Origin of the sequence: Pseudolabrys sp. (assembly GCF_050250095.1) — a bacterium.
In the GTDB taxonomy this organism is placed as follows: Bacteria; Pseudomonadota; Alphaproteobacteria; order Rhizobiales; family Xanthobacteraceae; genus Pseudolabrys.
The window spans coordinates 549,200-570,739 of the sequence record NZ_JBFWPH010000003.1 but is presented as its reverse complement, the minus strand read 5'-3'; the positions used below and the strand labels follow the sequence as shown (position 1 = coordinate 570,739).

Sequence of the window (21,540 nt, the reverse complement as noted above, 5' to 3'; positions counted from 1 at the left end):
CCTTTGCCGCCGCTCCGGGCAGCCGACCCTAGCTGATTCCCGGCTGACCGGCCGGCCTGTCTGTGGACCGCACCACCGCCGTGCTGTCAATCGGCGCGCGATCAATTGAGTTGAAGCGGCTGGCCCGGCGAACGCTGGGCGGGACGGCGCGGCGGCTCCTGATGCTTGGGCGGGCGCTGCAGCGGATTGATTTGCGGCACGGCCGAACCGCCATTGTTGCCGGGCAGGAAAAGACCCTGCACCCGGCCGTCACCGCCCTTGCCGGAGAACACTTTCGACACGCCGGTGTTGAGATCGACAACCAGCCGCTCACCACGCAGCACGTTCTGTCCCTGCGTCACGACGACGTTGCCATTGAGCGTCACGGTGTTGGAGGCCATTTCGAACAGCGCGTTGTCGCCGGTGGCGATCTGGTCGTTCTGCGTCACCACGACGCCGCCGCGCGCCTCGAGGCGCTTGATTTTCTGCTCACCCGCGTTCGGCGCAGCAGGCGCAGGAGCAGCAGGCGCACCGGGCGCATTTTTGTCCGGCTCGTAGAACACCACCAGCGTCTTGCAGCGCATTTGCGTGTCGCCCTGCACGACCTGCACATCGCCTGAAAAGGTCGCGACCTTGTCCTTGTCGCGCACCTCGAGGCGCTGCGCCTCGATGTGGATCGGCTTGTCCTTGTTGGTCGAAAAGCCCTGCATCGCATTGGGCGGGCCGGACGCCGTGCTGCGCGGCTGTGCCGGAACGAGCGTCACGCCTGCGGCAGACAACGCGGCGGCAAGCACCGCGGTCAGGAGCGAACCGCGCACCATCGTCATCGTCCCCTCGCCGGCTGACCCTGCGGCGCGGCGGGCGTCGCCGCCGATTGCGGGCGACCGACGCCGTTGTTGTCGAGCTTTAGATTCATGACAACGTCACCGTCAAACAGCAGCAATTGACCGGCCTCCTTGACCTCGAGCCGCTTGGCGTTGAGCGTCCCCTGAAGCATCTTCACCTCGACCGGCTTCTCGGTGACGACATTGCCGGTGCGCACGTCCACCACCGCGTCGTTCAGCCAGACCGTGTAGGTGCTGGCATTGAGCACGACATTCCTTTCGAGCTTCAGCACTTCGTTCTTCGAGTCGTATACGCCGTCATGCGCGGTGACGTTGGCGTTGCTGTTGTCCGGCATCTGGAACTTGGCGCGCACGTCATGCATCTCGACAATGTCGGGCTTGGTGATGTCCTGCGACGCCTGCGAAGCGGTGAGTTCGTAGGCGCGCGCATCCTTGGTGAAACCCTTGAGACGCGGCTGCTCCATCGTGATCTTCGAACCCGACACCACCAGATCGTTGGCGCCGACCGGCAGATTGGCCGTCAGCAGACCGATCGGGTTGAACATTCTCCAGAGCATGTAGCCGGCAACGACGGCCACCGCGCAGACCGGAACCGCGACACGCAGCACGCGGACGCGGCTGCTGTGCCGACGCGCCGCGCGGAACAGACGCTCGCGATCGGTGCGACCGATCGTCCAGTAGGCCCTCGCCGTCGCGGCATCGGGCTGAGCGGCAGTCAAATGCGTCATGCCGTGGCCGGCTCCGATCGAGATTGTCCAGGCGGTTCAAGCGGTACTCGGCACAGGATGCGGCCCGAATATGGCCGGCTGGCGGCGCTCACGCACGCGTTACGGAGTGCGAAAAAATGTCCTCGGCGGCCCAGCCTTCGAGATCGAGGCGGACCCGCTGCGGCAGAAAGCCGAAACAGGCCGCGGCGAGATCGGTCCGTCCCTCGCGCGCGAGCATCGCGTCGAGCTTCTCTTTCAGCGCATGCAGATGCAAAACGTCCGAGGCCGCGTAGGCAAGCTGCGCGTCGGTCAGCCTGTCGGCGCCCCAATCCGACGACTGCTGCTGCTTCGACAGATCGACGCCGAGCACCTCGCGCGTGAGATCCTTCAGGCCGTGCCGGTCGGTATAGGTGCGACACAGCCGCGAGGCGATCTTGGTGCAGTAGACCGGCTCCGGCATGACGCCGAACGCCTTGAACAGCATACCGAGATCGAACCGTGCGAAATGGAAAATCTTGAGGATCGACTTGTCGGTGAGCAGCTTCTTCAGGTTCGGCGCATCGTGATGGCCGGCCGGAATCTGAACGACGTCGGCGGAGCCGTCGCCGGGGGAAAGCTGGACCACGCACAGCCTGTCGCGATTGGGATCGAGACCCATGGTCTCGGTGTCGATCGCCACGGCGCCCTTGTAGGCGGAGAGGTTTGGCAGATCGCCGCGATGCAGGCGGATGGTCATCGGGTATCGGACATCCGGGTTCGGAGCGCTGGTGCCCAGGAGAGGACTCGAACCTCCACGGTGTTACCCGCTAGTACCTGAAACTAGTGCGTCTACCAATTCCGCCACCTGGGCAAAGGTCTCGGACGCAAGCTTGGACTTGCGCGGGACTAGGTACGGATGCCCTTCCCGCTTGTCAAATGATCCCGGCCTCGGCGCTTTGTTTGTCGCGTTTTCTTCACGCGGACCGGTCCCCACTTCGGTCGAAAACGCTCTATACAGTGTCTGGACGATGCGGTATTGCCCGGCATCAGGGCACGCAGCCACGGCGCTTGCGCCGGAATTCCCGAGAGCGACGTCCGAGAGCCACCGTCATGAAAATCCCGTCCGACAGCCTCGTCACCGTCTATGGCGGCTCCGGCTTCCTCGGCCGCCATGTGGTCCGGGCGCTGGCGCAGCGCGGCTACCGCATCCGCGTCGCGGTGCGCCGGCCCGACCTCGCCTTCCACCTCCAGCCGCTCGGCCGGGTCGGCCAGATCCACGCCGTGCAGGCCAATCTGCGCTATCCGGAGTCGGTCGAGGCCGCCGCCCACGGCGCCGATGCGGTCGTCAATCTGGTCGGCTTGCTGTTCGAGCGCGGCCGCCAGCGGTTCGACGAGGTCCATGTCAACGGTTCCGAACGGGTCGCGCAGGCCGCGGCAAGTCACGGCGCCCGCATGGTGCAGATTTCCGCGATCGGCGCCGACGCCAACGGCACCGCGCAATACGCCCGCACCAAGGCCGAGGCGGAGCGGCGGGTGCTCGCGGCGCTGCCCGGCGCGGTGATCGTGCGGCCCTCCATCGTGTTCGGCCCGGAAGACGACTTCTTCAACCGCTTCGCGGGACTGGCGCGCATCTCGCCGGTGCTGCCGCTGATCGGCGGCGGCCACACAAAATTTCAGCCGGTGTTCGCCGGCGATGTCGCCCGCGCGATCGCCGACGCGGTCGACGGCAAGGCGCGCGGCGGCGCGGCCTATGAACTCGGCGGCCCGACCGTCTACAGCTTCAAGCAGCTGATGGAGTTCGTGCTCGAGACCATCGGCCGCAAGCGCATCCTCGCGCCGCTGCCGTTCCCGATCGCGAAGCTCAAGGCCGGCATTCTGCAATTCATGCCGACGCCGCTGCTGACGCCCGATCAGGTCGAGCTGCTGCGGACCGACAACATCGTGTCGGAGGCCGCGGTTCGCGACAACCGCACCTTGACGTCATTCGGCATCGTGCCGGAGTCGATCGAGTCGATCGTGCCGACCTATCTCTGGCGCTTCCGCAAGACCGGCCAGTTCCACGGCCGCACCGCCTGATCCGCCGATGGCCGCCATCACCAATGTCGAGGACCTGCGCACGCTCGCGCGGCGCAAGATTCCGAAGGCGTTGTTCGATTACGTCGACCGCGGGTCCTATGACGAACTGACTTACGGCACCAACCGCAGCGATCTGAAAGCGATCCGCTTTCGCCAGCGCGTGCTGATCGACGCCGACAACCGTTCGCTCTCGACCACCATGCTCGGCGAGACGGTGTCGATGCCGGTCGCGATCGCGCCCACCGGCCTCACCGGCCTGCTGCACGGCAACGGCGAGATGGTCGCGGCGCGCGCCGCCGAGAAAGCCGGCATCCGCTTCACGCTGTCGACCATGTCGATCTGCTCGATCGAGGACGTGCGCTCGGCGACCACGCAGCCGTTCTGGTTCCAGCTCTATGTGTTCCGCGACCGCGGCTTCAGCGAGGAAGTCATCGCGCGTGCACACCGCGCCGGCTGCACGGCGCTGTTCGTCACCGTCGACCTGCCGCTGCGCGGCCAGCGCCACGCCGACATCAAGAACGGCCTGCAGGTGCCGCCGCGCCTGACGATGCGCAACGCCTTCGATATCGCGACCAAACCCGGCTGGGCGATGAGCGTGCTGATGGGCAAGCGCAAGTCGTTCGGCAATATCGACGCCTATTTGAAACGCAAGGGCGGCGTCTGGGCCGCCGGCCGCTGGGCCAACGACAATTTCGACGCCTCGATGTCGTGGCGCGACGTCGAATGGGTGCGCAAATTGTGGCCCGGCAAGCTGGTGCTGAAAGGCATTCTCGATCCCGCCGACGCACAGATGGCCGCCGATCTCGGCGCCGACGCCATCGTGGTGTCGAACCACGGCGGGCGTCAGCTCGACGGCGCGCCCTCCACCATCGTCGCGCTGCCGAAGATCGCGGAAGCCGCCGGCCACCGTCTCGAGGTGCTGTTCGACGGCGGCGTGCGCTCGGGACAGGACGTGCTGAAGGCGCTGGCGCTGGGCGCGCGCGGCTGCATGATCGGCCGCGCTTATCTCTATGGCCTCGCCGCGATGGGCGAAGCCGGCGTCGCCAAGGCGCTGAGCATGATCGGCGACGAGTTGCGCGTGAGCATGTCGCTGACCGGCGTGCAGAACATCGGCGAGGTCACGCGCGATATCCTGTTCGATCGCGACGCCGACCGCCGCAGCAATATCTAGGCAAAATAAATCGCGAACAGGCCGGCGCTGCCGATGATGATGCGCCACCATGCGAACAGCGCGAAGCTGTGCCGCTGCACGTAGTGCAGGAACGTCTTCACCACGATCCAGCCGCAGATGAACGAGGTGACGAAGCCGACCGCGATCAACGTCAGGCTGCCGTCGCTGAAATGCGCGCCGCTCTTGTACATCTCGTAGGCGAAGGCGCCGATCATCGTCGGCATCGCAAGCCAGAACGAGAATTCGGCGGCCGAGCGGCGGTCGGCACCGAACAGCATCGCGCCGATGATGCTCGCGCCGGAGCGCGACACGCCGGGAATCATCGCAAGGCACTGGATGAAGCCGATGCCGAGATACATCCACAGCGGAAACTCCGTCGCGTCGTGATGGCGCGATTGCAGGTTCTTGCGGTCAACCCAGATCAGAATGAAGCCGCCGATAACGAGCGTGATGCAGACGATCCGCACGTCGAACAGCTTGTCCTTGATGAAATCGTGCGCCAGCGCGCCGATCGCCGCCGCCGGCAGAAACGCGAGCAGCACGCCGATGACGAAACGCGCCGCCGCCCAGTCGGTGAACATGTAACGGGCGAGCGCCAGCAGCCGGCCGAAATAAATCGTAAGCAACGCGAGGATCGCGCCGAGCTGGATCAGAATCGCGAACGACTTGCCGAAATCGTCGTCGCCCCAGCTGAAGAAGTGCTCCATCAGCAACAGATGGCCGGTCGACGACACCGGCAGGAATTCGGTGAGGCCCTCCACGATCCCGAGCACGCCGGCCTTGAAAAGGTCGAGATGCGAAGCGATGACGCCTGCAATAGCGGCCTTGATCGCAACGAAATCCATGGCTTGCTCCGGGGAGACTGTGGCGGGCGACGGGCGTTGACGCGGCTTGTGGCGCAACCCGCGGCGGCGGGCAACGAAAAAGGCGGATATGCCAACAGTTTGCCGGGCGTCTGCGGCTTTTTATAGTGCGTCAGGTGATTCTCCCTGCGGCCCGCCGGGCCGCGTTTTTACCGGGACCGCATGCTGACACTGTTCCACCAGCCGCTTTGTCCGTTGTCGCGTTTCGTCCGTCTCGCGCTCGGTGAATACCGGCTCGAGGCGCGGCTGATCGAGGAGCGGCCCTGGGAGCGACGGCAGGAGTTTCTCCAGATCAATCCGGCCGGCAGCGTGCCGGTGCTGATCGACGAAGGCGAACCGCCGATCTGCGGCGCCGGCGTCATCGCCGAATATCTGCACGAGACACGCAACGGCCGTGAGCCGCTTTATCCCGCCGACCCCGGCCAGCGCGCCGAGGTGCGGCGGCTGACGAGCTGGTTCAACGATAAATTCCACGCCGAGGTGAGCGGCTTTCTCGCCAGTGAGCGCGTGTTCAAACGCCACATGACCCGCGAACAGGGCGGCGGCCCGCCCGACACCGATGCGATCCGCGCGGCGCGTCACAATATCCGCTATCATCTCGCCTATATCGGCTGGCTGGTGCGCACGCGCGACTGGCTCGCCGGCGACGAACTGACCTATGCCGATCTTGCCGCCGCCGCGCATGTTTCGGCGGCCGACTATCTGGGCGATGTGCCGTGGAGCGAAGACGAGGCAGCGAAGGCGTGGTACGCGCGGGTGAAGTCGCGCCCGTCGTTCCGTCCGATTCTCGCGGAGACGGTGGCGGGCGTTCCGGCGGCGGACCACTACGCCAATCTCGACTTCTGACCGACGCTTCGCTCATCAAGACGCAACTGATCGAGACCGCGCGCGGTCTGGGGTTTTCGTCCGTCGGAGTCGCGCGGCCGGACGCCATCCCCCATGCGCCGGAACGGCTCGCGCAGTTCATCGCCGCCGGCGCGCATGGCGACATGGGCTGGCTCGAGGCGACGGCCGAGCGGCGCGGCGCGCCGCGGGCGCTGTGGCCGGAGGTGCGCTCGGTCGTCATGCTTGGCCTTAACTACGGGCCGGATCGCGATCCGCTCGAGATTCTGGCGCAGCGTTCGCACGGCGCGATTGCCACTTATGCGCAGGGCGACGACTATCACGAACTGATCAAATCGCGGCTGAAACAGCTCGCGCGCTGGCTCATCGAAAAAGCCGGTGGCGACGTCAAGGTATTCGTCGACACCGCCGCTGTGATGGAAAAGCCGCTGGCCGAAGCGGCCGGCCTCGGCTGGCAGGGCAAGCACACCAATCTCGTCTCGCGCGAGTTCGGTTCGTGGCTGTTTCTCGGCGCGGTCTTCACGACGATTGATTTGCCTGCCGACGAGAAAACACCCGACACCTGCGGCTCCTGCCAGGCCTGTCTCGACGTCTGCCCAACGCGCGCATTCCCTGCGCCCTACCGGCTCGATGCGCGGCGCTGCATCTCGTATCTCACCATCGAGCACAAAGGGCCGATCCCGCACGAGTTTCGCGCCGCGATCGGCAATCACATCTTCGGCTGCGAGGATTGTCTTGCGGTGTGCCCGTGGAACAAGTTTGCGCAGGCCGGACGTGAAGCAAAGCTCGCCGCCCGCGACGCGCTGCGCGCGCCGCAGCTTTCAGAACTCGCGCGGCTCGACGATGCGCAGTTCCGCACGCTGTTTGCCAAGACCAGCATCAAGCGCACCGGCCGCGACCGCTTCCTGCGCAACGTGCTGATCGCGATCGGCAACTCGGGCGACGCAACGCTCGTTCCCGAAGCGCGCCGCCTGCTCGAAGACGCCTCGCCGCTGGTGCGCGGCGCAGCGGTGTGGGCGCTGTCGCGGCTGATGCCGGCGCTCGATTTTGCCGCGCTGAAGCGGGACGACGCCGACGCGACCGTCAATGAAGAATGGGCGCAGGCGTCAGGCCGATAGTTCCTCGATCACCGTCATCAGCCGCTCGATATCCTCCGGCCGCGACAGGCGGTGATCGCCGTCCTTTACGAGCGTAAAAACAACATCGTCGGTGGCAAACCGCGTCAACAGTTCAGCGGCGTGGCCCCATGGCACGTCCGCGTCCTGTGCGCCCTGCAGAATGCGAACGGGGCAGCCGGTCTCGATCAGCCCACCAAGCACGAGATGGTTGCGGCCGTCCTCGATCAGCGCGCGGGTGATGATGTAGGGCTCCTCGGAATAGTCCGACGGCCGCGCCCACGCACCCTTCTCTTCGATCTCGCGGCGCACCTCCGGCGAGAACTGTTTCCACATCAATTCCTCGGTGAAGTCCGGCGCCGGCGCGATCAGCACCATGCCGGCCATCGGCGCGGCATCCTTGTGCTTCTTCAGTTCGCGCGCGAGCAACAGCGCCATCCAGCCACCCATCGAGGAGCCGACCACGATCTGCGGCCCTTTCGCAAAACGCCGGTAAACCGCGAGGCTTTCTTCCAGCCAGCTGCCGATAGTGCCGTCGGTGAACTTGCCGCTCGACTCGCCGTGGCCGGAATAGTCGAACCGCGTCACCATCCGGCGGTGCTTTGCACCCCAATGGTCGAGCGCCTCGGCCTTGGTGCCCTTCATGTCGGACTTGAAGCCGCCGAGCCAGAACAGGCCGGGCGCTTCGCCCTGCCGCTGACGCACGGCAATCATGCGAGCCTGTGCACCGCTGCCAACGGTGAATGTTTCGGGCGGAGAATCGGGTAATGACGGGTTCATAGGAAAACTCGATGACGGCAAAACCGGACACGCGACCCGGACTGTTTCGCCGGAATGCACCCTCCGATGCAAGGGAAAGCATTTGGGGGCGTGCATGGTTGTGAGCACAGCGACCGCAACACCGCCGCACCGCCGTTCGCTGGCCGGCGCAACGATCCTCCAGATGGTGCCCGGCCTGCGCGACGAGCCGGCCGGCCACGCCGCGGTCGATATCGCGCTGATGCTGCTGCAATCCGGCGCCCGCGCCATCATCGCCGGCGAGGGCGGCGCGCTGGTCGGCGAATTGCGCGCCTTCGGCGGCGAGTGGCTCGACATGACCGCCGACACGCTCAACCCGCTGACGATCAAACGCAACGCGCGCGCGCTCGCGGGCCTGATCGGTTCGGAGCGCATCGACATCGTGCATGCGCATTGCGCCAGCGCCGCCTGGAGCGCGAAAGCCGCAATCGCACGATTGCCGGTGCGGCTCGTCACATCGTTCCCGGACCGGCTCGCCGCCGACTCATGGTGGCGCACGCGCTTCCAGAGCGCGCTCGCGCAGGGCCATCGCGTCATCGCGCCGTCCAGTTATGTGTCTCTGGCGATGATCGATCGCTACCGAATTTCACCCGAGCGCATCGTCGTCATTCCGCGCAGCATCGATACCGCAAGCTTCAGCCCGGCGGCGACCTTCGTCGAACGCACCGCCGCGCTGCGCCGCGCCTGGGGGGTGTTGCCCGACGTGAAGATCATCCTGGTGCCGGGCCGCGTCGTGCCGTGGAACGGGCAGATCGCGATGATCGATGCCGCGCGCCATCTGGTCGCCAACGGCGACCGCAATGTCGCTATCGTTTTCGTCGGTGACGACCGCGCCGACCGCCGCTATCGCCGCGCCGTCATCCAGCGCGCCCGCGGGTTCGGCGTCGACACGCTGATCCGCCTCACCGGCCCATGCGCCGACATGGCGGCCGCCTACGCGGCCGCGTCGGTCGTCGTTATTCCGGCAATGCTGCCGCCGTTGACCGGACGCAACGCAGCGGAAGCACAGGCGGTCGGCCGGCCGGTGGTGGTCCACGCCGTCGGCGTCCTGCCGGAAAACGTGCTCAGTCCGCCGCGGATCGACGAGCAATTGCGCACCGGATGGGTGGTTCGCCCCGGCCAGCCGGGCGAACTCGCGCGCGCCATCGCGGCGGCTTTAAAGCTCGACCGCACCGCATTCGACGCGCTCGGCGCCCGCGCGCGGCAATTCGCCGAATTCATGTTTTCGCCGCAAAGCGTTGCTGAAGCTATCCGTGGCGTTTATACGTCACTCTTGGCCCGCGGCCCCTGACCATATTGCGGTCGGCGCCGGGCGGCGCCTTTCCGGGGTTGGTGGTTCATGTCGAGTCTTCCCGTTCATGGGATGCCGGAAGTGCCACCCCGACGGGGCGGACTCCGCGACGTTTCGAACGAGCCAAACACACCCGCGACACGACACGGCGCCGATGCCTGCAATGTTCTCATCGTTGTGCCTGCGCTCGATACCGGAGCCGCCGATGCTGGCGCGGTCGAGCTGACACGCATTCTCTCCAACGCAGGACACCAGCCGATCGTCGCCGCGCGCGCCGGCCGGCTCGTCACCGAGGTGACGATGGCCGGCGGCGAATTCGTTGCGCTCGATACCGATTCCACAAATCCGGTTGCGATCCTGCGCACGGCGGCGACGCTGGTGCGGCTGCTGCGGGAACGCAACTGCGTCGCCATTCACGCGCTCGGCCGCGCGCCGGCCTGGGCGGCGTGGATCGCCGCGCGGGTGACGCGCAAGCCGATGCTGACGAGCTGGTACAAGGGCTTTCGCGAGCAGAACGTCTTCAAGCATCATTACAACCGCGTGATGGTGGCGGGCGATCGCGTGGTCGCCGTCAGCGAGCAGCTCGCGCAGTTGATCAACGACCGCTACGGCACGCCGTGGGAGCGCATTGCGGTTGTGCCGCTTAGTATCGATCTCGCCGCCTTCGATCCCGGCGCGGTGTCGCATGACCGCATCGAGACCATGCGCCGCGCCTGGGGCGTGACACGCGACACGCGGGTCTTTCTCGTCACCGGGCGTATCCTGCGCCGCAAGGGCCACCACACGGTGGTGCGGGCGGCCCAGCGGCTGAAGGAACGCGGCCTGACCAATTTCCTGTTCGTCTTCGTCGGCGAGGACCGCGGCCGCACGCATTATACCGGCGAGTTGTGGGATCTGGTGCTCGAAACCGGCACGGTCGATGTCGTGCGCATGGCCGCGCCGGTCGCGGACATGGCGGCCGCCTATGCGGCGGCGACCGCGGTTGTTTCGGCCGCGATCCAGCCGGAAGGCTTGCAGCGCGCGCTGCTGGAAGCGCAGGCGATGGCGCGGCCGCTGGTGGTGTCCGATCTCGCCGCCGGCTCGGAAGTCGTGCTGTCGGAGCCGTCGGTTCCCGCCGATCGCGCGACCGGCCTTCGGTTTCCCGCCGGCAACGACACCGCGCTGGCTGCCACCCTGCTGCGGCTGCTGGCGATGCCCGACGCCGCCCGGCGCGCGATGGGGCAGCGCGGACGCCAGTGGGCCTCCAGCCATTTCGACCCGAATGCGGTGGCGGCCCAGATGCTGCGGCTTTACGCCGACGTCACCGAGGGCCGCATAGGCGCGCCAAAACACAACGTTTCACAGGTCAATTGATCCGGATTCACCGGCAGCGCGGCCACTGCGGCATTTTTTTAGCCATTCGCCGCGGAACCGCGTTGACTTATCCCCGGTTTGTTCCAATCTCTCCCGCTCCGGCGCGATTAGCGACGGAGCAACCGAGCCCGCATGAAACGCAACAACTGAGGAGACAGCAGCCATTCGTCGTCCGATGAAAGCCGCGCCCGTCGTCCAGAAAGACGGCCCGCGCATCAACGAGGAGATCCGCGTCCGCGAGGTCCAGCTTATCGACGCCAGTGGTCACAACCACGGCCCCACTCCGATCCAGGCCGCGCTCGAAGCAGCGCAGGCGGCCGGGCTCGACCTGGTCGAGATCGCCCCCAATTCAGTGCCGCCCGTCGTCAAGATCCTGGATTACGGCAAGTACAAATTCCAGGCCCAGAAGAAAGCGGCGGAAGCGCGCAAAAAGCAGAAGGTCGTCGAGGTCAAGGAGATCAAGCTCCGGCCGATGATCGACGACCATGACTATCAGGTCAAAATGCGCTCGATGCAGCGCTTCTTCGAGGAAGGCGACAAGGTGAAGATCACTTTGCGCTTCCGCGGCCGCGAGATGGCGCACCAGGAACTCGGTTACAAGCTCTTGAACCGCGTCAAGGACGACACCGCCAAGATTGCCAAGATCGAATCCGAGCCGCGCTTCGAAGGCCGGCAGATGGTGATGATGCTGGCGCCGCGCTAGAGTCTGAATTCAACGCCAATGCAAAGACCGCGATCCGAGCCCGGACCGCGGTCTTTGTTTTTGGCTTGCGACAGCCCTTAAATCAGTGCGGCTTCGCTACCAGCTTCGGACGCTGCGCGCGGGCGCGGCGGCGCGCGGCGCGGCCGAAACTGCCGAGCACATTGGTGCCGACGGTCCACGGCACATTGGCGCCGCTCACCACCGTCAACAGCTTTTGCAGCGGCACGCGCTCGATCTCCTCGGCCGGGCGCGAGACGAACAGCTCCGCGTGGTAGAGCCCTTCCGCCTCGTGGCCGCGGGTGTCGATGCCGCGCTTCTCGACCGCCATGATGGCCGCTTCCATCTCCTCGCGATTGCCGAAGCGGCGCTGCACGAAGGTCGCACCTTCGAACTTCTCGGTCACCAGCCCGTACTTGCCGAGCGTCTTGGCGATGTCATCGAACGGGAACATCCGCAGCACGAACGACACCACCCATGGCGTGCGGCCGTTGCGGGTCGCCTTGGCGATGCGGTCGAAGGTTTTCGCGGTGACATAGCCGACGCAGCCGGTTGAGATGATGAGGTCGACATTGGCGAGCGCTTCGGCCTCGGCAGGAGTCGGGTCGCGGTCCTCGAAATCGGCGGCGAGGCCGAGATCGGCCGTGCCGGACTGCTGCGCATAGCGCACTGCGTTCTCGGAGATGTCGAGCGCGATCGTGCGGACGCCGGGATTTTCCGGCCAGGCGTTGAAGAAATTGCGGTCGAGGTCGAGCAGCTCCTCGCTGCTCAGAAGCTGGAGGCCGGGAAAGGTGTAGCGCTCGCGCAGCATTTCGTAGCGCAGCGCGTATTTCATCAGCGCGCCGTTGACGGCGTAGGACGAGCCGACGTCAAGAACGGTGACAGGATCCTGCTGCAACTCGGCGCGGGCACGAATGACCTGCGCAAACACCGGCTGGGCAAGGTGCGGAATGACGTAATCGAGCTGACCGAGATACTTGAAGTAATTTCTGGGGTCTTTCGAGGTGTAGAGACTGCTGAAATCGACCTTGAGTTCATTGATTTCTGCAAAGTTCGTCGTGGTATTGGCGGATTTTTCGACAGATTTTGTTTTCTGCACGGCGATTTCTCCATCGAGATCGTGTGCCGACAAAGTGTCAGTGCCGACAAACAAAGTGTTTGGGCCAGAATTCCGGGCCAGTTTTTTTGATGACAACGCTATATAAGCGGTATGGCGTTCGAATTGAACCCACAAAATCTGCGCTTATTCACCGCACATGCGGGCAAATCTAGAGTTTTTCTGGCCATGCGAACGAAGTCTGCCGCTTTTTACTCAGCGGCGCTCGGCATCCCATCGGCCCGAACATTCGCCGGCCGATGACCGGCCGCGCCAGGTGCCGCTGCCGCTTCGCGCCGAGAGGCGTCCCGCGCCGCTGGCATTCTGATTGCCCTTGCTGACCGCGACCTTCACGGCGCCGTCCGCCGCGACTGCGCCGGAGAAACTGAAGCCGCCCTCGCCGTCATAGGAGAGCCGGCCGTTCTCGATCCGGACGTCGTAGCGATAGCCGCGGTCGCAGTCGCCCCGTTCGGTCACGATCGACACGCTCCAGCGGCCATCGAAGGGGGTGGCGGCCAGTGTCGGGGACGTCAGCATCGGTGACGCCAGCAGCGCGAAAGCGAGCAGCCACGGTCGCATCACAGACGTTCTCCAGATTGGCGTCCCATCGGGCAGCCAAAGCATGCCGCGACGGGAGCGGAAGAGCCAGTTTTCAGCGCCAGAGGCGGAATTAGGCCGGAAACCGTTAAAACCCGGGGCAATGACAGCGGCGCGACCCTGTTGTCATTGTCCACAGCCTCTGCCATAACCCCGCCCTCGCCGCCCGGCTGAAAAAGGGCTGCCGTGGCGGCGATTTCGCTCATTTTCGAGCACTTTGCCGGGGTTTCGCGCCCCGGCGTCAAACCGGCCGTGCGGCTTTGCCGCCTCGGGCCGCGCAGGAGAGCAAAATGCCCAAGCTGAAGACCAAGTCCGGCGCCAAAAAGCGCTTCAAGATTACCGGCACTGGCAAGGTGAAGTACCAGCAGTCCGGCAAACGCCACGGCATGATCAAACGCACGACCAAGCAGATCCGCGACCACCGCGGCACTGCGGTCCTGTTCAAGACCGACGGCGACAACATCAAGAAATACTGGATGCCGAACGGCTGACGGTATCCGTTTTCGCTTTCACCGAATTTCAGAGTTAGAGGAGATCAGCCATGGCTCGCGTCAAACGCGGTGTCACCGCGCACGCCAAGCACAAGAAAGTCTTCAAGGCCGCGAAGGGCTTTTACGGCCGCCGCAAGAACACCATCCGCATCGCCAAGCAGGCGGTCGACAAGGCGAACCAGTACGCCTTCCGCGACCGCAAGCGCCGCAAGCGCAGCTTCCGCGCGCTGTGGATCCAGCGCATCAACGCCGCGGTGCGTCCATTCGGCCTGAACTATTCGAAGTTCATTGCCGGGCTCGACAAGGCCGGCATCGAAGTCGACCGCAAGGTACTCTCCGATCTCGCCATCCGCGAGCCGGCGGCGTTCCAGGCGATCGTCGAGAAGGCCAAGGCTGCCCTGCCAAAGACCGCGTCGGCGGCCTGACGCCGCGACGGCGGTCGCCCGTTCGGAGCGACGGATGATCGATGCCGCCTATGTTCAGCGGATGGCTCGGTACAACCGCTGGCAGAACGACAATCTCTATACGGTTGCCGACGCACTCTCCGACGACGAGCGCCGCCGCGATCGCGGCACTTTCTTCGGCTCGATCCACGGCACGTTCAGCCATCTGCTCTGGGGCGACCGGATGTGGATGAGCCGCTTCGCCGGCTGGCCGAAGCCCGAATGCGGCATCAAGGGTTCGCCCGCGCTCGTTCCCGGCTGGGACGATCTCAAGCGCGAACGCGCGGCGGCGGACGCAAAACTCATCGCGTGGGCCGACGCGCTCGACCCGCGCTGGATCGACGGCGACCTGACCTGGTTTTCCGGCGCGGTCGGCCGCGAGATCAGCAAGCCGCGCTGGCAGCTCCTGATGCATTTTTTCAATCACCAGACCCATCATCGCGGACAGGTTCATGCCATGCTGACGCAGGCCGGCGGCAAGCCGCACGATACCGACCTGTTCGTGATGCCGGAGTAAAACCATGGCGGATATCTCAACGCTCGAACAGGACCTGATCGGCGCGGTCGACAAGGCCGCCGACGAAGCCGGACTGGAGGCCGTGCGCGTCGCCGCGCTCGGCAAGAACGGCTCGGTGACAGGTCTCCTGAAAACGCTCGGCGCGATGTCGCCGGACGAGCGCAAGACGCAGGGCGCGGCGATCAACGCGCTGAAGGACCGCGTCACGGGCGCGATCAATGCGCGCAAGGATACGCTGAAGACCGCCGCGCTCGATGCAAGACTTGCGAGCGAGACGGTCGACGTCACCTTGCCGCTGCGCGACACGCCGGCCGAGACCGGCCGCATCCATCCGATCAGCCAGGTGATCGACGAGCTGACCGCGATCTTCGCCGACATGGGCTTCGCCATCGCCGAAGGGCCGGACGTCGAGACCGACGACTACAACTTCACCAAGCTGAACTTCCCGGAAGGCCACCCGGCCCGGGACATGCACGACACCTTCTATTTCCCGCAGAAGTCGGACGGCTCACGCATGCTGTTGCGCACCCACACCTCGCCGGTGCAGGTGCGCACGATGCTCGCGCAGAAGCCGCCGATCCGCGTGATCTGCCCCGGCCGCACCTATCGCAGCGACTCGGACCAGACCCACACGCCGATGTTCCATCAGGTCGAGGGGCTTGTCATCGACAAGTCCTCGCATCTCGGCCACCTGAAATGGATCCTCGAGGAATTCTGCAAGGCGTTCTTCGAGGTCAACACCGTCAAGATGCGGTTCCGCCCGTCGTTCTTTCCGTTCACCGAGCCGTCGCTGGAAGTCGACATCCAGTGCAAGCGCGACAAGAACGAAGTGCGCTTCGGCGAGGGCGACGACTGGATGGAGATCCTCGGCTGCGGCATGGTGCACCCGAACGTGCTGCGCAATTGCGGGCTCGATCCCGACGCCGTGCAGGGCTTCGCCTGGGGCATGGGGATCGACCGCATCGCCATGCTGAAATACGGCATGCCGGACCTGCGGCCCTTCTTCGAGGCCGACGTGCGCTGGCTCAACCACTACGGTTTCCGCCCGCTCGACTTCCCGACGCTGGCCGGAGGGCTCAGCGCATGAAGTTCACCCTCTCCTGGCTGAAAGAGCATCTCGACACCGACGCTTCGCTCGGCGAGATCGCCGACAAGCTGACCATGATCGGCCTCGAGGTCGAGGCGATCGAGGACAAGGCAAAGCAGCTTGCGCCCTTCGTGATCGCCTCGGTGATTTCCGCCGAGAAGCACCCGAACGCCGACCGGCTGCGCGTCTGCATGGTCGACACCGGTGATGGCAAACCGATCCAGGTCGTCTGCGGCGCGCCGAACGCGCGCGGCGGGATGAAGAGCGTATTTTCCCCGCCCGGCACCTACATTCCCGGCAAGGACATCACGCTGTCGGTCGGCAAGATTCGCGGCGTCGAAAGCCACGGCATGCTGTGCTCGCCGGCCGAGCTGATGATCTCCGACGACCATGACGGCATCATCGACCTGCCGGCCGATGCGCCGGTCGGCACACCCTATGCCGCATGGGCGAGCTTGGGCGATCCCGTCATCGAAATCGGCCTGACGCCGAACCGCCCGGACTGCACCGGCGTCGCCGGCATCGCCCGCGATCTCAGCGCCGCCAGCATCGGCACCTATCGCGACGGGCAGGCCAAGCCCATCAAGGGCGAGTTTCCCTGCCCGGTGAAGGTCACGCTCGATTTCGGCCAGACCCATCCGCTGTGCCCGGCTTTCGGCCTGCGGCTCGTCAGGGGCATCAAGAACGGCGCCTCGCCGGAATGGATGCAGAAGCGGCTGACCGCGATCGGGCTGCGCCCGATCAACGCGCTGGTCGACATCACCAACTACATCACCTTCGACCGCGGCCGGCCGCTGCATGTGTTCGACGCCAACAAGGTGACGGGCAACCTCACCGTCCGCCGCGCGAAGAACGGCGAGACCGTGCTGGCGCTCGACGGGCGCACCTACACGCTCGACGAAGCGACGTGCGTGATCGCCGACGAGAAGGGCGTCGAGTCGCTCGCCGGCATCATGGGCGGCGAGGAATCCGGCTGCGACGAGAAAACCAGCGACGTGCTGATCGAGTCGGCGCTGTGGGATCCGGTCAACATCGCGCAGACCGGCCGCAAGCTCGGCATCAACACCGACGCGCGCTATCGTTTCGAGCGTGGTGTCGATCCGGCCTACATGCTGCCCGGCCTCGACCTCGCCACCAAAATGGTGATGGAGTTCTGCGGCGGCACGCCGTCGGAGGTCGTCGTCGCCGGCGAGGTGCCGCACCCGGAACTCGTGATCGACTTCCCGCTCACTGAACTGACCCGCCTCACCGGCCTCAAGACGTCGCTGCCGGAGGCGCGGCGCATCCTGGAGAAGCTCGGCTTCTTCGCCGCCGGACAGAGCGACAGGGTGAAGGTCGCGGTGCCGACCTGGCGGCCCGACGTGTCGGGCAAGGCCGACATCGTCGAGGAGCTGGTGCGCATCATCGGCGTCGACAACGTTCACTCGACGCCGTTCGAACGCGACGACACCGCGCGCAAGCCGGTTCTCACGCCGATCCAGCTTCGCACCCGCAAGGCCAAGCGCGCGGCTGCCGCGCGCGGCATGGTGGAAGCGGTCACCTGGTCGTTCGTGTCGAAGCACGAGGCCACGACCTTCGGCGGCGGCGCGGGCACGCTCGCGCTTGCCAACCCGATCGCGGCCGAACTCTCCGACATGCGGCCGAGCCTGCTGCCGGGCCTGATCGCCGCCGCGCAACGCAACGCCGACCGCGGCTATAACGACGTCGCGCTGTTCGAGGTCGGGCAGATCTTCAAGGGCGACAAGCCCGAGGACCAGTTCATCGCCGCGTCCGGCCTGCGCCGCGCGCTGGCGAAGGCGAGCGGAGCCGGCCGCCACTGGTCCGGCGCCAATGCGGGCGTGGACGCCTTCGACGCCAAGGGCGACGCGCTTGCCGTGCTCGCGGCCGCCGGCGCCCCCGCGAACGCGCTGCAAGTGGTGCCCGGCGGGCCGGCCTGGTTCCATCCCGGCCGCAGCGGCACCATCCAGATCGGCCCGCAGAACGTGCTCGGTCACTTCGGCGAGGTGCATCCGCGCATCCTCGAAGCCCTGAAGGCCGAAGGTCCGCTGGTCGCCTTCGAGGTGGCCCTCGACAAAATTCCCGAGGCCAAGGCGAAGCCGACCCGCGCCAAGCCGATGCTCGAGCTTTCGGCGTTCCAGCCGGTCGAGCGCGATTTCGCGTTCCTCGTCGACAGCACGGTGAAGGCCGCCGACGTGGTTCGTGCTGCGCAAAGCGCCGACCGCAAGCTGATCGCCAACGTGACGGTGTTCGATCTCTACGAAGGCAAGGGCATCGATCCGGGTAAGAAGTCGGTCGCCATCGCGGTGACGATCCAGCCGCGCGACAAGACCATGACCGACGACGAGATCGAGGCGTTGGCCGCCAAGATCGTCGGCGAGGTCACCAAGAAGACCGGCGGCACGCTGCGGGGTTAGTGCGGTCGTTCCGTCAAACGCCGCTCACCCCCGCGAGAGCGGGGGCCCATTGCAACGACAAGCGTAATTGCTTGTAACACTGGATTCCCGCTTTCGCGGGAATGAGCGGAGCGTGTTCACCCCGCCAACACCAGGTCCGCATAGACAAACTGATCGCGCCGGACGACCTCGCCCGGCGTGACGACAACGCTGCGTGAAAACATCGGCCCGCCGGTGACGCAGGTGTGAAACTCGCTATTTTCGCCGCACGGGTCGGCGGATGGCGGCAGATCGCGCAACAGCGCCTCGTCGAATGTCCGGCCGGCGAAGTTTTCATCCACCTGCCCGGTGTCGACACAGACCAGCCGCGCCTCCAGTCCACTCGCGATCATGTCGCGCGCCAATTTATCAGTCGGCCTGCCCCACAGCGGAAACACCGGCGCAATGCCGGTGCCGGCGAGTTTCCGCTCCCGATAAGCCCGCACGTCTTCGAGAAACAGGTCCCCGAAGATCATGTGCGTGACGCCCTGCGCCCGCGCGTCGCGCACCGCGTCAGCCATGCGCGCCTCGTAGGTTTCGTTCGGACACGGCCAGGGAATCGGAACGATCAAGGGCGGCAGTCGGGCAGCGGCGAGCTGCGCCCGCAGAATTTCCTCGCGCACGCCGTGCATGCTGACGCGGCCGAAGGTTTCGGTCACCGTCGTCAGCGCACCGGCGATGTCGTAGCCGCCCGTGCGCCGCACCTCATGCAGCGCGAAGGCGCAGTCCTTGCCGCTCGACCACGAGACGATCGCCTTGTGAGGTTTCATTTGGAGAGCATCAGCGGCGGCGGCGACGAGGCGCCGGCTTGTCGTCGTCCCGCTCTTTCAGCGCTCCGATTTTTTTCAGCGCCGCTTCCGCCGCACGATTGCCGGACTCCCAGGCACCGCCGACGGTACCCCACAGCGACTGATGCACCGCCTCGCCGGCGAACCACACGCGCTCGCGCAGCGGCTCCATCAGCACGCGGCGCGCATCGGCGCCGTTCGGCGCGGCGGCGGAGAACGCGCCGAGCGCATAAGGCTCGTCGTTCCAGCGTGTCGCCGCCGTTTTGCCGATCCGTGCGCCGACATCATTGCCGAACATCGTCTTCAGCCAGTCGCGCGCAAAGGCGGCCATCGCCGGCTCGCCCTGCCGCGCAAGATCGCGGCCGAACCCGCCCGCGACATCGACGGTACACAGAGATGTGCCGCCGATATTGGCAAGCAGCGCCGCGGTTTTCGGTCCGGACGACTTCTCGATCACCAGATCGTCGCGGTCGAGGCCGAGCGGATTTCCCGGAAGATCGAGCGCGATGTGATCGTAGCTTCCGAGCGACAACGCATTGATGGCATCCATCTGCCGCTTCGGCAGCGCCGGCTTGAAATTCAGCTTGCCGGCGGCGAGCGCGCCGGTCGAGGCGGTGACGATCGCCGCGCGGGCGCGGAACCTGCCCTTGGAGGTCGCGATGACGACGCCGTTGTCCCAATCGATCTCGTCCACCGGCGTGCCGAGCCGCACCGGCAGCCCGGCCGCGAGCTTGACCAGCAACGCGCCGAAACCCTCGCGGCAGAAGGCATCGCGGCCGCGCTCGACCGCGCGCGACATGTCCGTGGCGGATAGCTGCGCCAGCTCCTTGCCGGTGCTGTAGGGGCCGATGGAAAATTCGATGGTGTCCCGCCAGTCGCCGAGATCGGCCGGCAGCGCGGCGGCGGCCGGCAGATCGCCTTTCGCGCGTCCCGCTTCGACGATGGCGCGGTTGGCATGCACCAGTTTGGTGAAATAGTCCTCCAGCTCGATATCGCGCGCCGCGCGCGGCGGCACCCGCAGCTTCAATCCGCGCGGCGCGTCGTAGAGATCGAGGCCCGTCGAGGGCGCAAGCTGCGCCAGCGGATTGCTGTCCGGCAGGTGAAGCCAGTGCGCACCGCGATCGAACGGCACGCCGAAGATCGCATTGTCCGTGATACAGCGGCCGCCGAGCCGGCCGGTCGCCTCGACGATCACGCAACGCCGCTTCGCTGCGATAACGCGGCGCGCGGCGGCGATACCGGCCGCGCCGCCGCCGATAATCGCAACGTCGACATCGGCAAAGCCTTGCGCGCGCACGGCCGCCGGCGCCGCGACGGTTGCGGACGCAGCGGCGGACCCGGCGAGGAATTCGCGGCGATTAATCGTCGGCATGGTATCCGGATGATTGACGAATGCGGCGCGACAATGCCCGAAGCCATGCGCCATCGCAAATTTCATGGCTAACATGACGTTACACCGGCGCGGCCGATGAACTAATCTGCAATGAGTCCGCCTTACAGTCGCACACGGGGATAAAGCATGCGCCGCATCGCTGGCGTGGCGTCTTGGGGATGCAACATCATGGGTTGGGCGCTCGACGGAATCGGGCAACTGATCGCCCGCTATCTGGAGAAGCCGGAGGCCGGCTACGAGCCGTTCACGCCGAGCGAAGCCGACGCGCTGCGCGAAATCCTGCGCCCCGGCGACGTGCTGCTGGTGGAAGGCAACAATCATATTTCCGGCGTTATCAAGTATCTGACGCAGTCGACCTGGTCGCATGCCGCGCTCTATGTCGGCCCGATCGGCGACCGCGTCACCGCGCAGGGCGAGCCGCTGGTGCTGGTCGAGGCCAATCTCGGCCAGGGCGTGGTCGCCGCGCCGCTTTCGAAATATGCCCGCTACCACACCCGCATCTGCCGGCCGGTGGGGCTGACCGACGAGGACCGCGCGCGCGTCTGCACCTATGCGAGCGAACGCATCGGCTTCGACTACGACCTGAAGAACATCACCGACCTGCTGCGCTACCTGTTTCCGCTGCCGGTGCCGCAGCGCTGGCGGCGGCGCATGATCGCGCTCGGCTCCGGCCATCCGACCCGCATCATCTGCTCGGCACTGATCGCGCAGGCTTTCGAGAGCGTTCGCTTCCCGATTTTGCCGACCGTGACGCAGAGTGCGGCGGCGCATGAGGAATTGCTGGAAATCCGGCACTCGTCACTGTTTGCGCCGCGCGACTTCGACATCTCGCCCTATTTCGAGGTGGTGAAGCCGACCATCGTGCGCGGCTTCGACTACCGGGCGATGCACTGGACCGACACCGTCGGCCGGGAAGAGGCTGAGACCATCATCCCGCCGCCCACCGCGCAGCCGGCAACGTTCAGCCCCGCCTGAT

22 protein-coding genes and 1 tRNA gene are annotated in these 21,540 nt (G+C 65.9%); 13 read left to right on the top strand and 10 right to left on the bottom strand.

The genetic code is table 11. The annotated features are described in order from the left end of the window. Positions 1 to 101: 101 nt before the first annotated feature. The 4 genes from AB7F10_RS12250 to AB7F10_RS12235 form a co-directional block, all read right to left on the bottom strand. Complete coding sequence (locus AB7F10_RS12250; protein WP_428561260.1) at positions 102 to 806, bottom strand: LptA/OstA family protein; 705 nt, start codon at positions 804 to 806, stop codon at positions 102 to 104. Continuing rightward, on the bottom strand, positions 803 to 1,552 hold the full coding sequence (gene lptC, locus AB7F10_RS12245) for an LPS export ABC transporter periplasmic protein LptC (RefSeq protein WP_428561257.1): 750 nt from the start codon (positions 1,550 to 1,552) through the stop codon (positions 803 to 805). The genes AB7F10_RS12250 and lptC overlap by 4 nt, the downstream gene beginning before the upstream one ends. An 88-nt stretch (positions 1,553 to 1,640) precedes the next feature. Next, on the bottom strand, positions 1,641 to 2,267 hold the full coding sequence (locus AB7F10_RS12240; RefSeq protein ID WP_428561255.1) for a ribonuclease D: 627 nt from the start codon (positions 2,265 to 2,267) through the stop codon (positions 1,641 to 1,643). Positions 2,268 to 2,296: 29 nt separating this feature from the next. Next, positions 2,297 to 2,381 (bottom strand) — tRNA-Leu (locus tag AB7F10_RS12235). Positions 2,382 to 2,620: 239 nt separating this feature from the next. On the opposite strand from AB7F10_RS12235, the gene AB7F10_RS12230 reads away from it, so the two are divergent. Next, positions 2,621 to 3,586, top strand: a complete 966-nt coding sequence (locus tag AB7F10_RS12230; protein ID WP_428561253.1) for a complex I NDUFA9 subunit family protein — start codon at positions 2,621 to 2,623, stop codon at positions 3,584 to 3,586. Between the two features lie 7 nt (positions 3,587 to 3,593). Beyond that, positions 3,594 to 4,757 (top strand): alpha-hydroxy acid oxidase, encoded by a 1,164-nt coding sequence (locus tag AB7F10_RS12225; protein ID WP_428561251.1) that lies wholly within the window; start codon positions 3,594 to 3,596, stop codon positions 4,755 to 4,757. Here the strand turns inward: AB7F10_RS12225 and AB7F10_RS12220 are convergent. Further along, a complete protein-coding gene (locus AB7F10_RS12220) occupies positions 4,754 to 5,602 on the bottom strand; it encodes an undecaprenyl-diphosphate phosphatase (protein ID WP_428561249.1) in 849 nt (282 codons plus the stop codon). The two genes, AB7F10_RS12225 and AB7F10_RS12220, sit on opposite strands and share 4 nt — an antisense overlap. 180 nt (positions 5,603 to 5,782) lie before the next feature. On the opposite strand from AB7F10_RS12220, the gene AB7F10_RS12215 reads away from it, so the two are divergent. Together AB7F10_RS12215 and queG are read left to right on the top strand one after the other, a co-directional pair. Next, positions 5,783 to 6,466, top strand: coding sequence for a glutathione S-transferase family protein (locus AB7F10_RS12215; protein ID WP_428561247.1), 684 nt, complete (start codon positions 5,783 to 5,785; stop codon positions 6,464 to 6,466). After that, positions 6,364 to 7,581 (top strand): tRNA epoxyqueuosine(34) reductase QueG, encoded by a 1,218-nt coding sequence (gene queG, locus AB7F10_RS12210; RefSeq protein WP_428561245.1) that lies wholly within the window; start codon positions 6,364 to 6,366, stop codon positions 7,579 to 7,581. The genes AB7F10_RS12215 and queG overlap by 103 nt, the downstream gene beginning before the upstream one ends. Here queG and AB7F10_RS12205 read toward each other — a convergent pair. Continuing rightward, positions 7,570 to 8,358, bottom strand: a complete 789-nt coding sequence (locus tag AB7F10_RS12205) for an alpha/beta hydrolase (RefSeq protein ID WP_428561243.1) — start codon at positions 8,356 to 8,358, stop codon at positions 7,570 to 7,572. The genes queG and AB7F10_RS12205 overlap by 12 nt on opposite strands. A 94-nt stretch (positions 8,359 to 8,452) precedes the next feature. Between AB7F10_RS12205 and AB7F10_RS12200 the strand changes: the two genes are divergently transcribed. The 3 genes from AB7F10_RS12200 (at position 8,453) to infC (ending at position 11,723) form a co-directional block, all read left to right on the top strand. Further along, positions 8,453 to 9,667 carry a glycosyltransferase gene (locus tag AB7F10_RS12200; RefSeq protein WP_428561240.1) on the top strand — a complete coding sequence of 405 codons (1,215 nt, stop codon included), beginning with the start codon at positions 8,453 to 8,455 and terminating at the stop codon, positions 9,665 to 9,667. 177 nt (positions 9,668 to 9,844) lie between these two features. Then, a complete protein-coding gene (locus AB7F10_RS12195; RefSeq protein WP_428561237.1) occupies positions 9,845 to 11,020 on the top strand; it encodes a glycosyltransferase in 1,176 nt (391 codons plus the stop codon). Between the two features lie 163 nt (positions 11,021 to 11,183). Beyond that, entirely contained in the window at positions 11,184 to 11,723 is a 540-nt protein-coding gene (infC, locus tag AB7F10_RS12190) for a translation initiation factor IF-3 (protein ID WP_428561597.1), read from the top strand. 82 nt (positions 11,724 to 11,805) lie between these two features. Here infC and AB7F10_RS12185 read toward each other — a convergent pair whose 3' ends face one another. Continuing rightward, positions 11,806 to 12,819 (bottom strand): class I SAM-dependent methyltransferase, encoded by a 1,014-nt coding sequence (locus AB7F10_RS12185; RefSeq protein WP_428561234.1) that lies wholly within the window; start codon positions 12,817 to 12,819, stop codon positions 11,806 to 11,808. A 213-nt stretch (positions 12,820 to 13,032) separates the two neighbouring features. Further along, entirely contained in the window at positions 13,033 to 13,398 is a 366-nt protein-coding gene (locus AB7F10_RS12180; RefSeq protein ID WP_428561232.1) for a hypothetical protein, read from the bottom strand. A gap of 305 nt (positions 13,399 to 13,703) precedes the next feature. Between AB7F10_RS12180 and rpmI the strand changes: the two genes are divergently transcribed. From rpmI to pheT, 5 genes are read left to right on the top strand one after another with little or no spacing between them, the layout of a single operon-like run. Continuing rightward, positions 13,704 to 13,904, top strand: a complete 201-nt coding sequence (gene rpmI / locus AB7F10_RS12175) for a 50S ribosomal protein L35 (protein WP_428561230.1) — start codon at positions 13,704 to 13,706, stop codon at positions 13,902 to 13,904. Between the two features lie 50 nt (positions 13,905 to 13,954). Continuing rightward, a complete protein-coding gene (gene rplT, locus AB7F10_RS12170) occupies positions 13,955 to 14,329 on the top strand; it encodes a 50S ribosomal protein L20 (RefSeq protein WP_428561228.1) in 375 nt (124 codons plus the stop codon). A gap of 34 nt (positions 14,330 to 14,363) precedes the next feature. Beyond that, entirely contained in the window at positions 14,364 to 14,864 is a 501-nt protein-coding gene (locus tag AB7F10_RS12165; RefSeq protein WP_428561225.1) for a DinB family protein, read from the top strand. A gap of 4 nt (positions 14,865 to 14,868) precedes the next feature. Then, positions 14,869 to 15,951, top strand: a complete 1,083-nt coding sequence (pheS, locus tag AB7F10_RS12160; RefSeq protein ID WP_428561222.1) for a phenylalanine--tRNA ligase subunit alpha — start codon at positions 14,869 to 14,871, stop codon at positions 15,949 to 15,951. Beyond that, positions 15,948 to 18,365, top strand: a complete 2,418-nt coding sequence (pheT, locus tag AB7F10_RS12155) for a phenylalanine--tRNA ligase subunit beta (protein ID WP_428561219.1) — start codon at positions 15,948 to 15,950, stop codon at positions 18,363 to 18,365. Before pheS ends, pheT begins: the two co-directional genes overlap by 4 nt. Before the next feature lie 116 nt (positions 18,366 to 18,481). Here pheT and AB7F10_RS12150 read toward each other — a convergent pair whose 3' ends face one another. Further along, positions 18,482 to 19,153: an ATP-binding protein gene (locus AB7F10_RS12150; RefSeq protein ID WP_428561217.1), complete on the bottom strand. Its 672-nt coding sequence runs from the start codon at positions 19,151 to 19,153 to the stop codon at positions 18,482 to 18,484. 10 nt (positions 19,154 to 19,163) lie between these two features. Continuing rightward, positions 19,164 to 20,618, bottom strand: a complete 1,455-nt coding sequence (locus AB7F10_RS12145) for a flavin monoamine oxidase family protein (protein ID WP_428561214.1) — start codon at positions 20,616 to 20,618, stop codon at positions 19,164 to 19,166. A 114-nt stretch (positions 20,619 to 20,732) separates the two neighbouring features. Between AB7F10_RS12145 and AB7F10_RS12140 the strand changes: the two genes are divergently transcribed. After that, a complete protein-coding gene (locus AB7F10_RS12140) occupies positions 20,733 to 21,539 on the top strand; it encodes a YiiX/YebB-like N1pC/P60 family cysteine hydrolase (RefSeq protein WP_428561594.1) in 807 nt (268 codons plus the stop codon). Position 21,540 lies beyond the last annotated feature (1 nt).

Excerpts from the sequence above, each read along its gene's own strand:
- AB7F10_RS12250 (WP_428561260.1), bottom strand. The coding sequence starts at position 806 with ATGACGATGGTGCGCGGTTCGCTCCTGACCGCGGTGCTTGCCGCCGCG.
- lptC (WP_428561257.1), bottom strand. The coding sequence starts at position 1,552 with ATGACGCATTTGACTGCCGCTCAGCCCGATGCCGCGACGGCGAGGGCC.
- AB7F10_RS12240 (WP_428561255.1), bottom strand. The coding sequence starts at position 2,267 with ATGACCATCCGCCTGCATCGCGGCGATCTGCCAAACCTCTCCGCCTAC.
- AB7F10_RS12230 (WP_428561253.1), top strand. The coding sequence starts at position 2,621 with ATGAAAATCCCGTCCGACAGCCTCGTCACCGTCTATGGCGGCTCCGGC.
- AB7F10_RS12225 (WP_428561251.1), top strand. The coding sequence starts at position 3,594 with ATGGCCGCCATCACCAATGTCGAGGACCTGCGCACGCTCGCGCGGCGC.
- AB7F10_RS12220 (WP_428561249.1), bottom strand. The coding sequence starts at position 5,602 with ATGGATTTCGTTGCGATCAAGGCCGCTATTGCAGGCGTCATCGCTTCG.
- AB7F10_RS12215 (WP_428561247.1), top strand. The coding sequence starts at position 5,783 with ATGCTGACACTGTTCCACCAGCCGCTTTGTCCGTTGTCGCGTTTCGTC.
- AB7F10_RS12205 (WP_428561243.1), bottom strand. The coding sequence starts at position 8,358 with ATGAACCCGTCATTACCCGATTCTCCGCCCGAAACATTCACCGTTGGC.
- AB7F10_RS12200 (WP_428561240.1), top strand. The coding sequence starts at position 8,453 with ATGGTTGTGAGCACAGCGACCGCAACACCGCCGCACCGCCGTTCGCTG.
- rpmI (WP_428561230.1), top strand. The coding sequence starts at position 13,704 with ATGCCCAAGCTGAAGACCAAGTCCGGCGCCAAAAAGCGCTTCAAGATT.
- rplT (WP_428561228.1), top strand. The coding sequence starts at position 13,955 with ATGGCTCGCGTCAAACGCGGTGTCACCGCGCACGCCAAGCACAAGAAA.
- AB7F10_RS12165 (WP_428561225.1), top strand. The coding sequence starts at position 14,364 with ATGATCGATGCCGCCTATGTTCAGCGGATGGCTCGGTACAACCGCTGG.
- pheS (WP_428561222.1), top strand. The coding sequence starts at position 14,869 with ATGGCGGATATCTCAACGCTCGAACAGGACCTGATCGGCGCGGTCGAC.
- pheT (WP_428561219.1), top strand. The coding sequence starts at position 15,948 with ATGAAGTTCACCCTCTCCTGGCTGAAAGAGCATCTCGACACCGACGCT.
- AB7F10_RS12150 (WP_428561217.1), bottom strand. The coding sequence starts at position 19,153 with ATGAAACCTCACAAGGCGATCGTCTCGTGGTCGAGCGGCAAGGACTGC.
- AB7F10_RS12145 (WP_428561214.1), bottom strand. The coding sequence starts at position 20,618 with ATGTTAGCCATGAAATTTGCGATGGCGCATGGCTTCGGGCATTGTCGC.
- AB7F10_RS12140 (WP_428561594.1), top strand. The coding sequence starts at position 20,733 with ATGGGTTGGGCGCTCGACGGAATCGGGCAACTGATCGCCCGCTATCTG.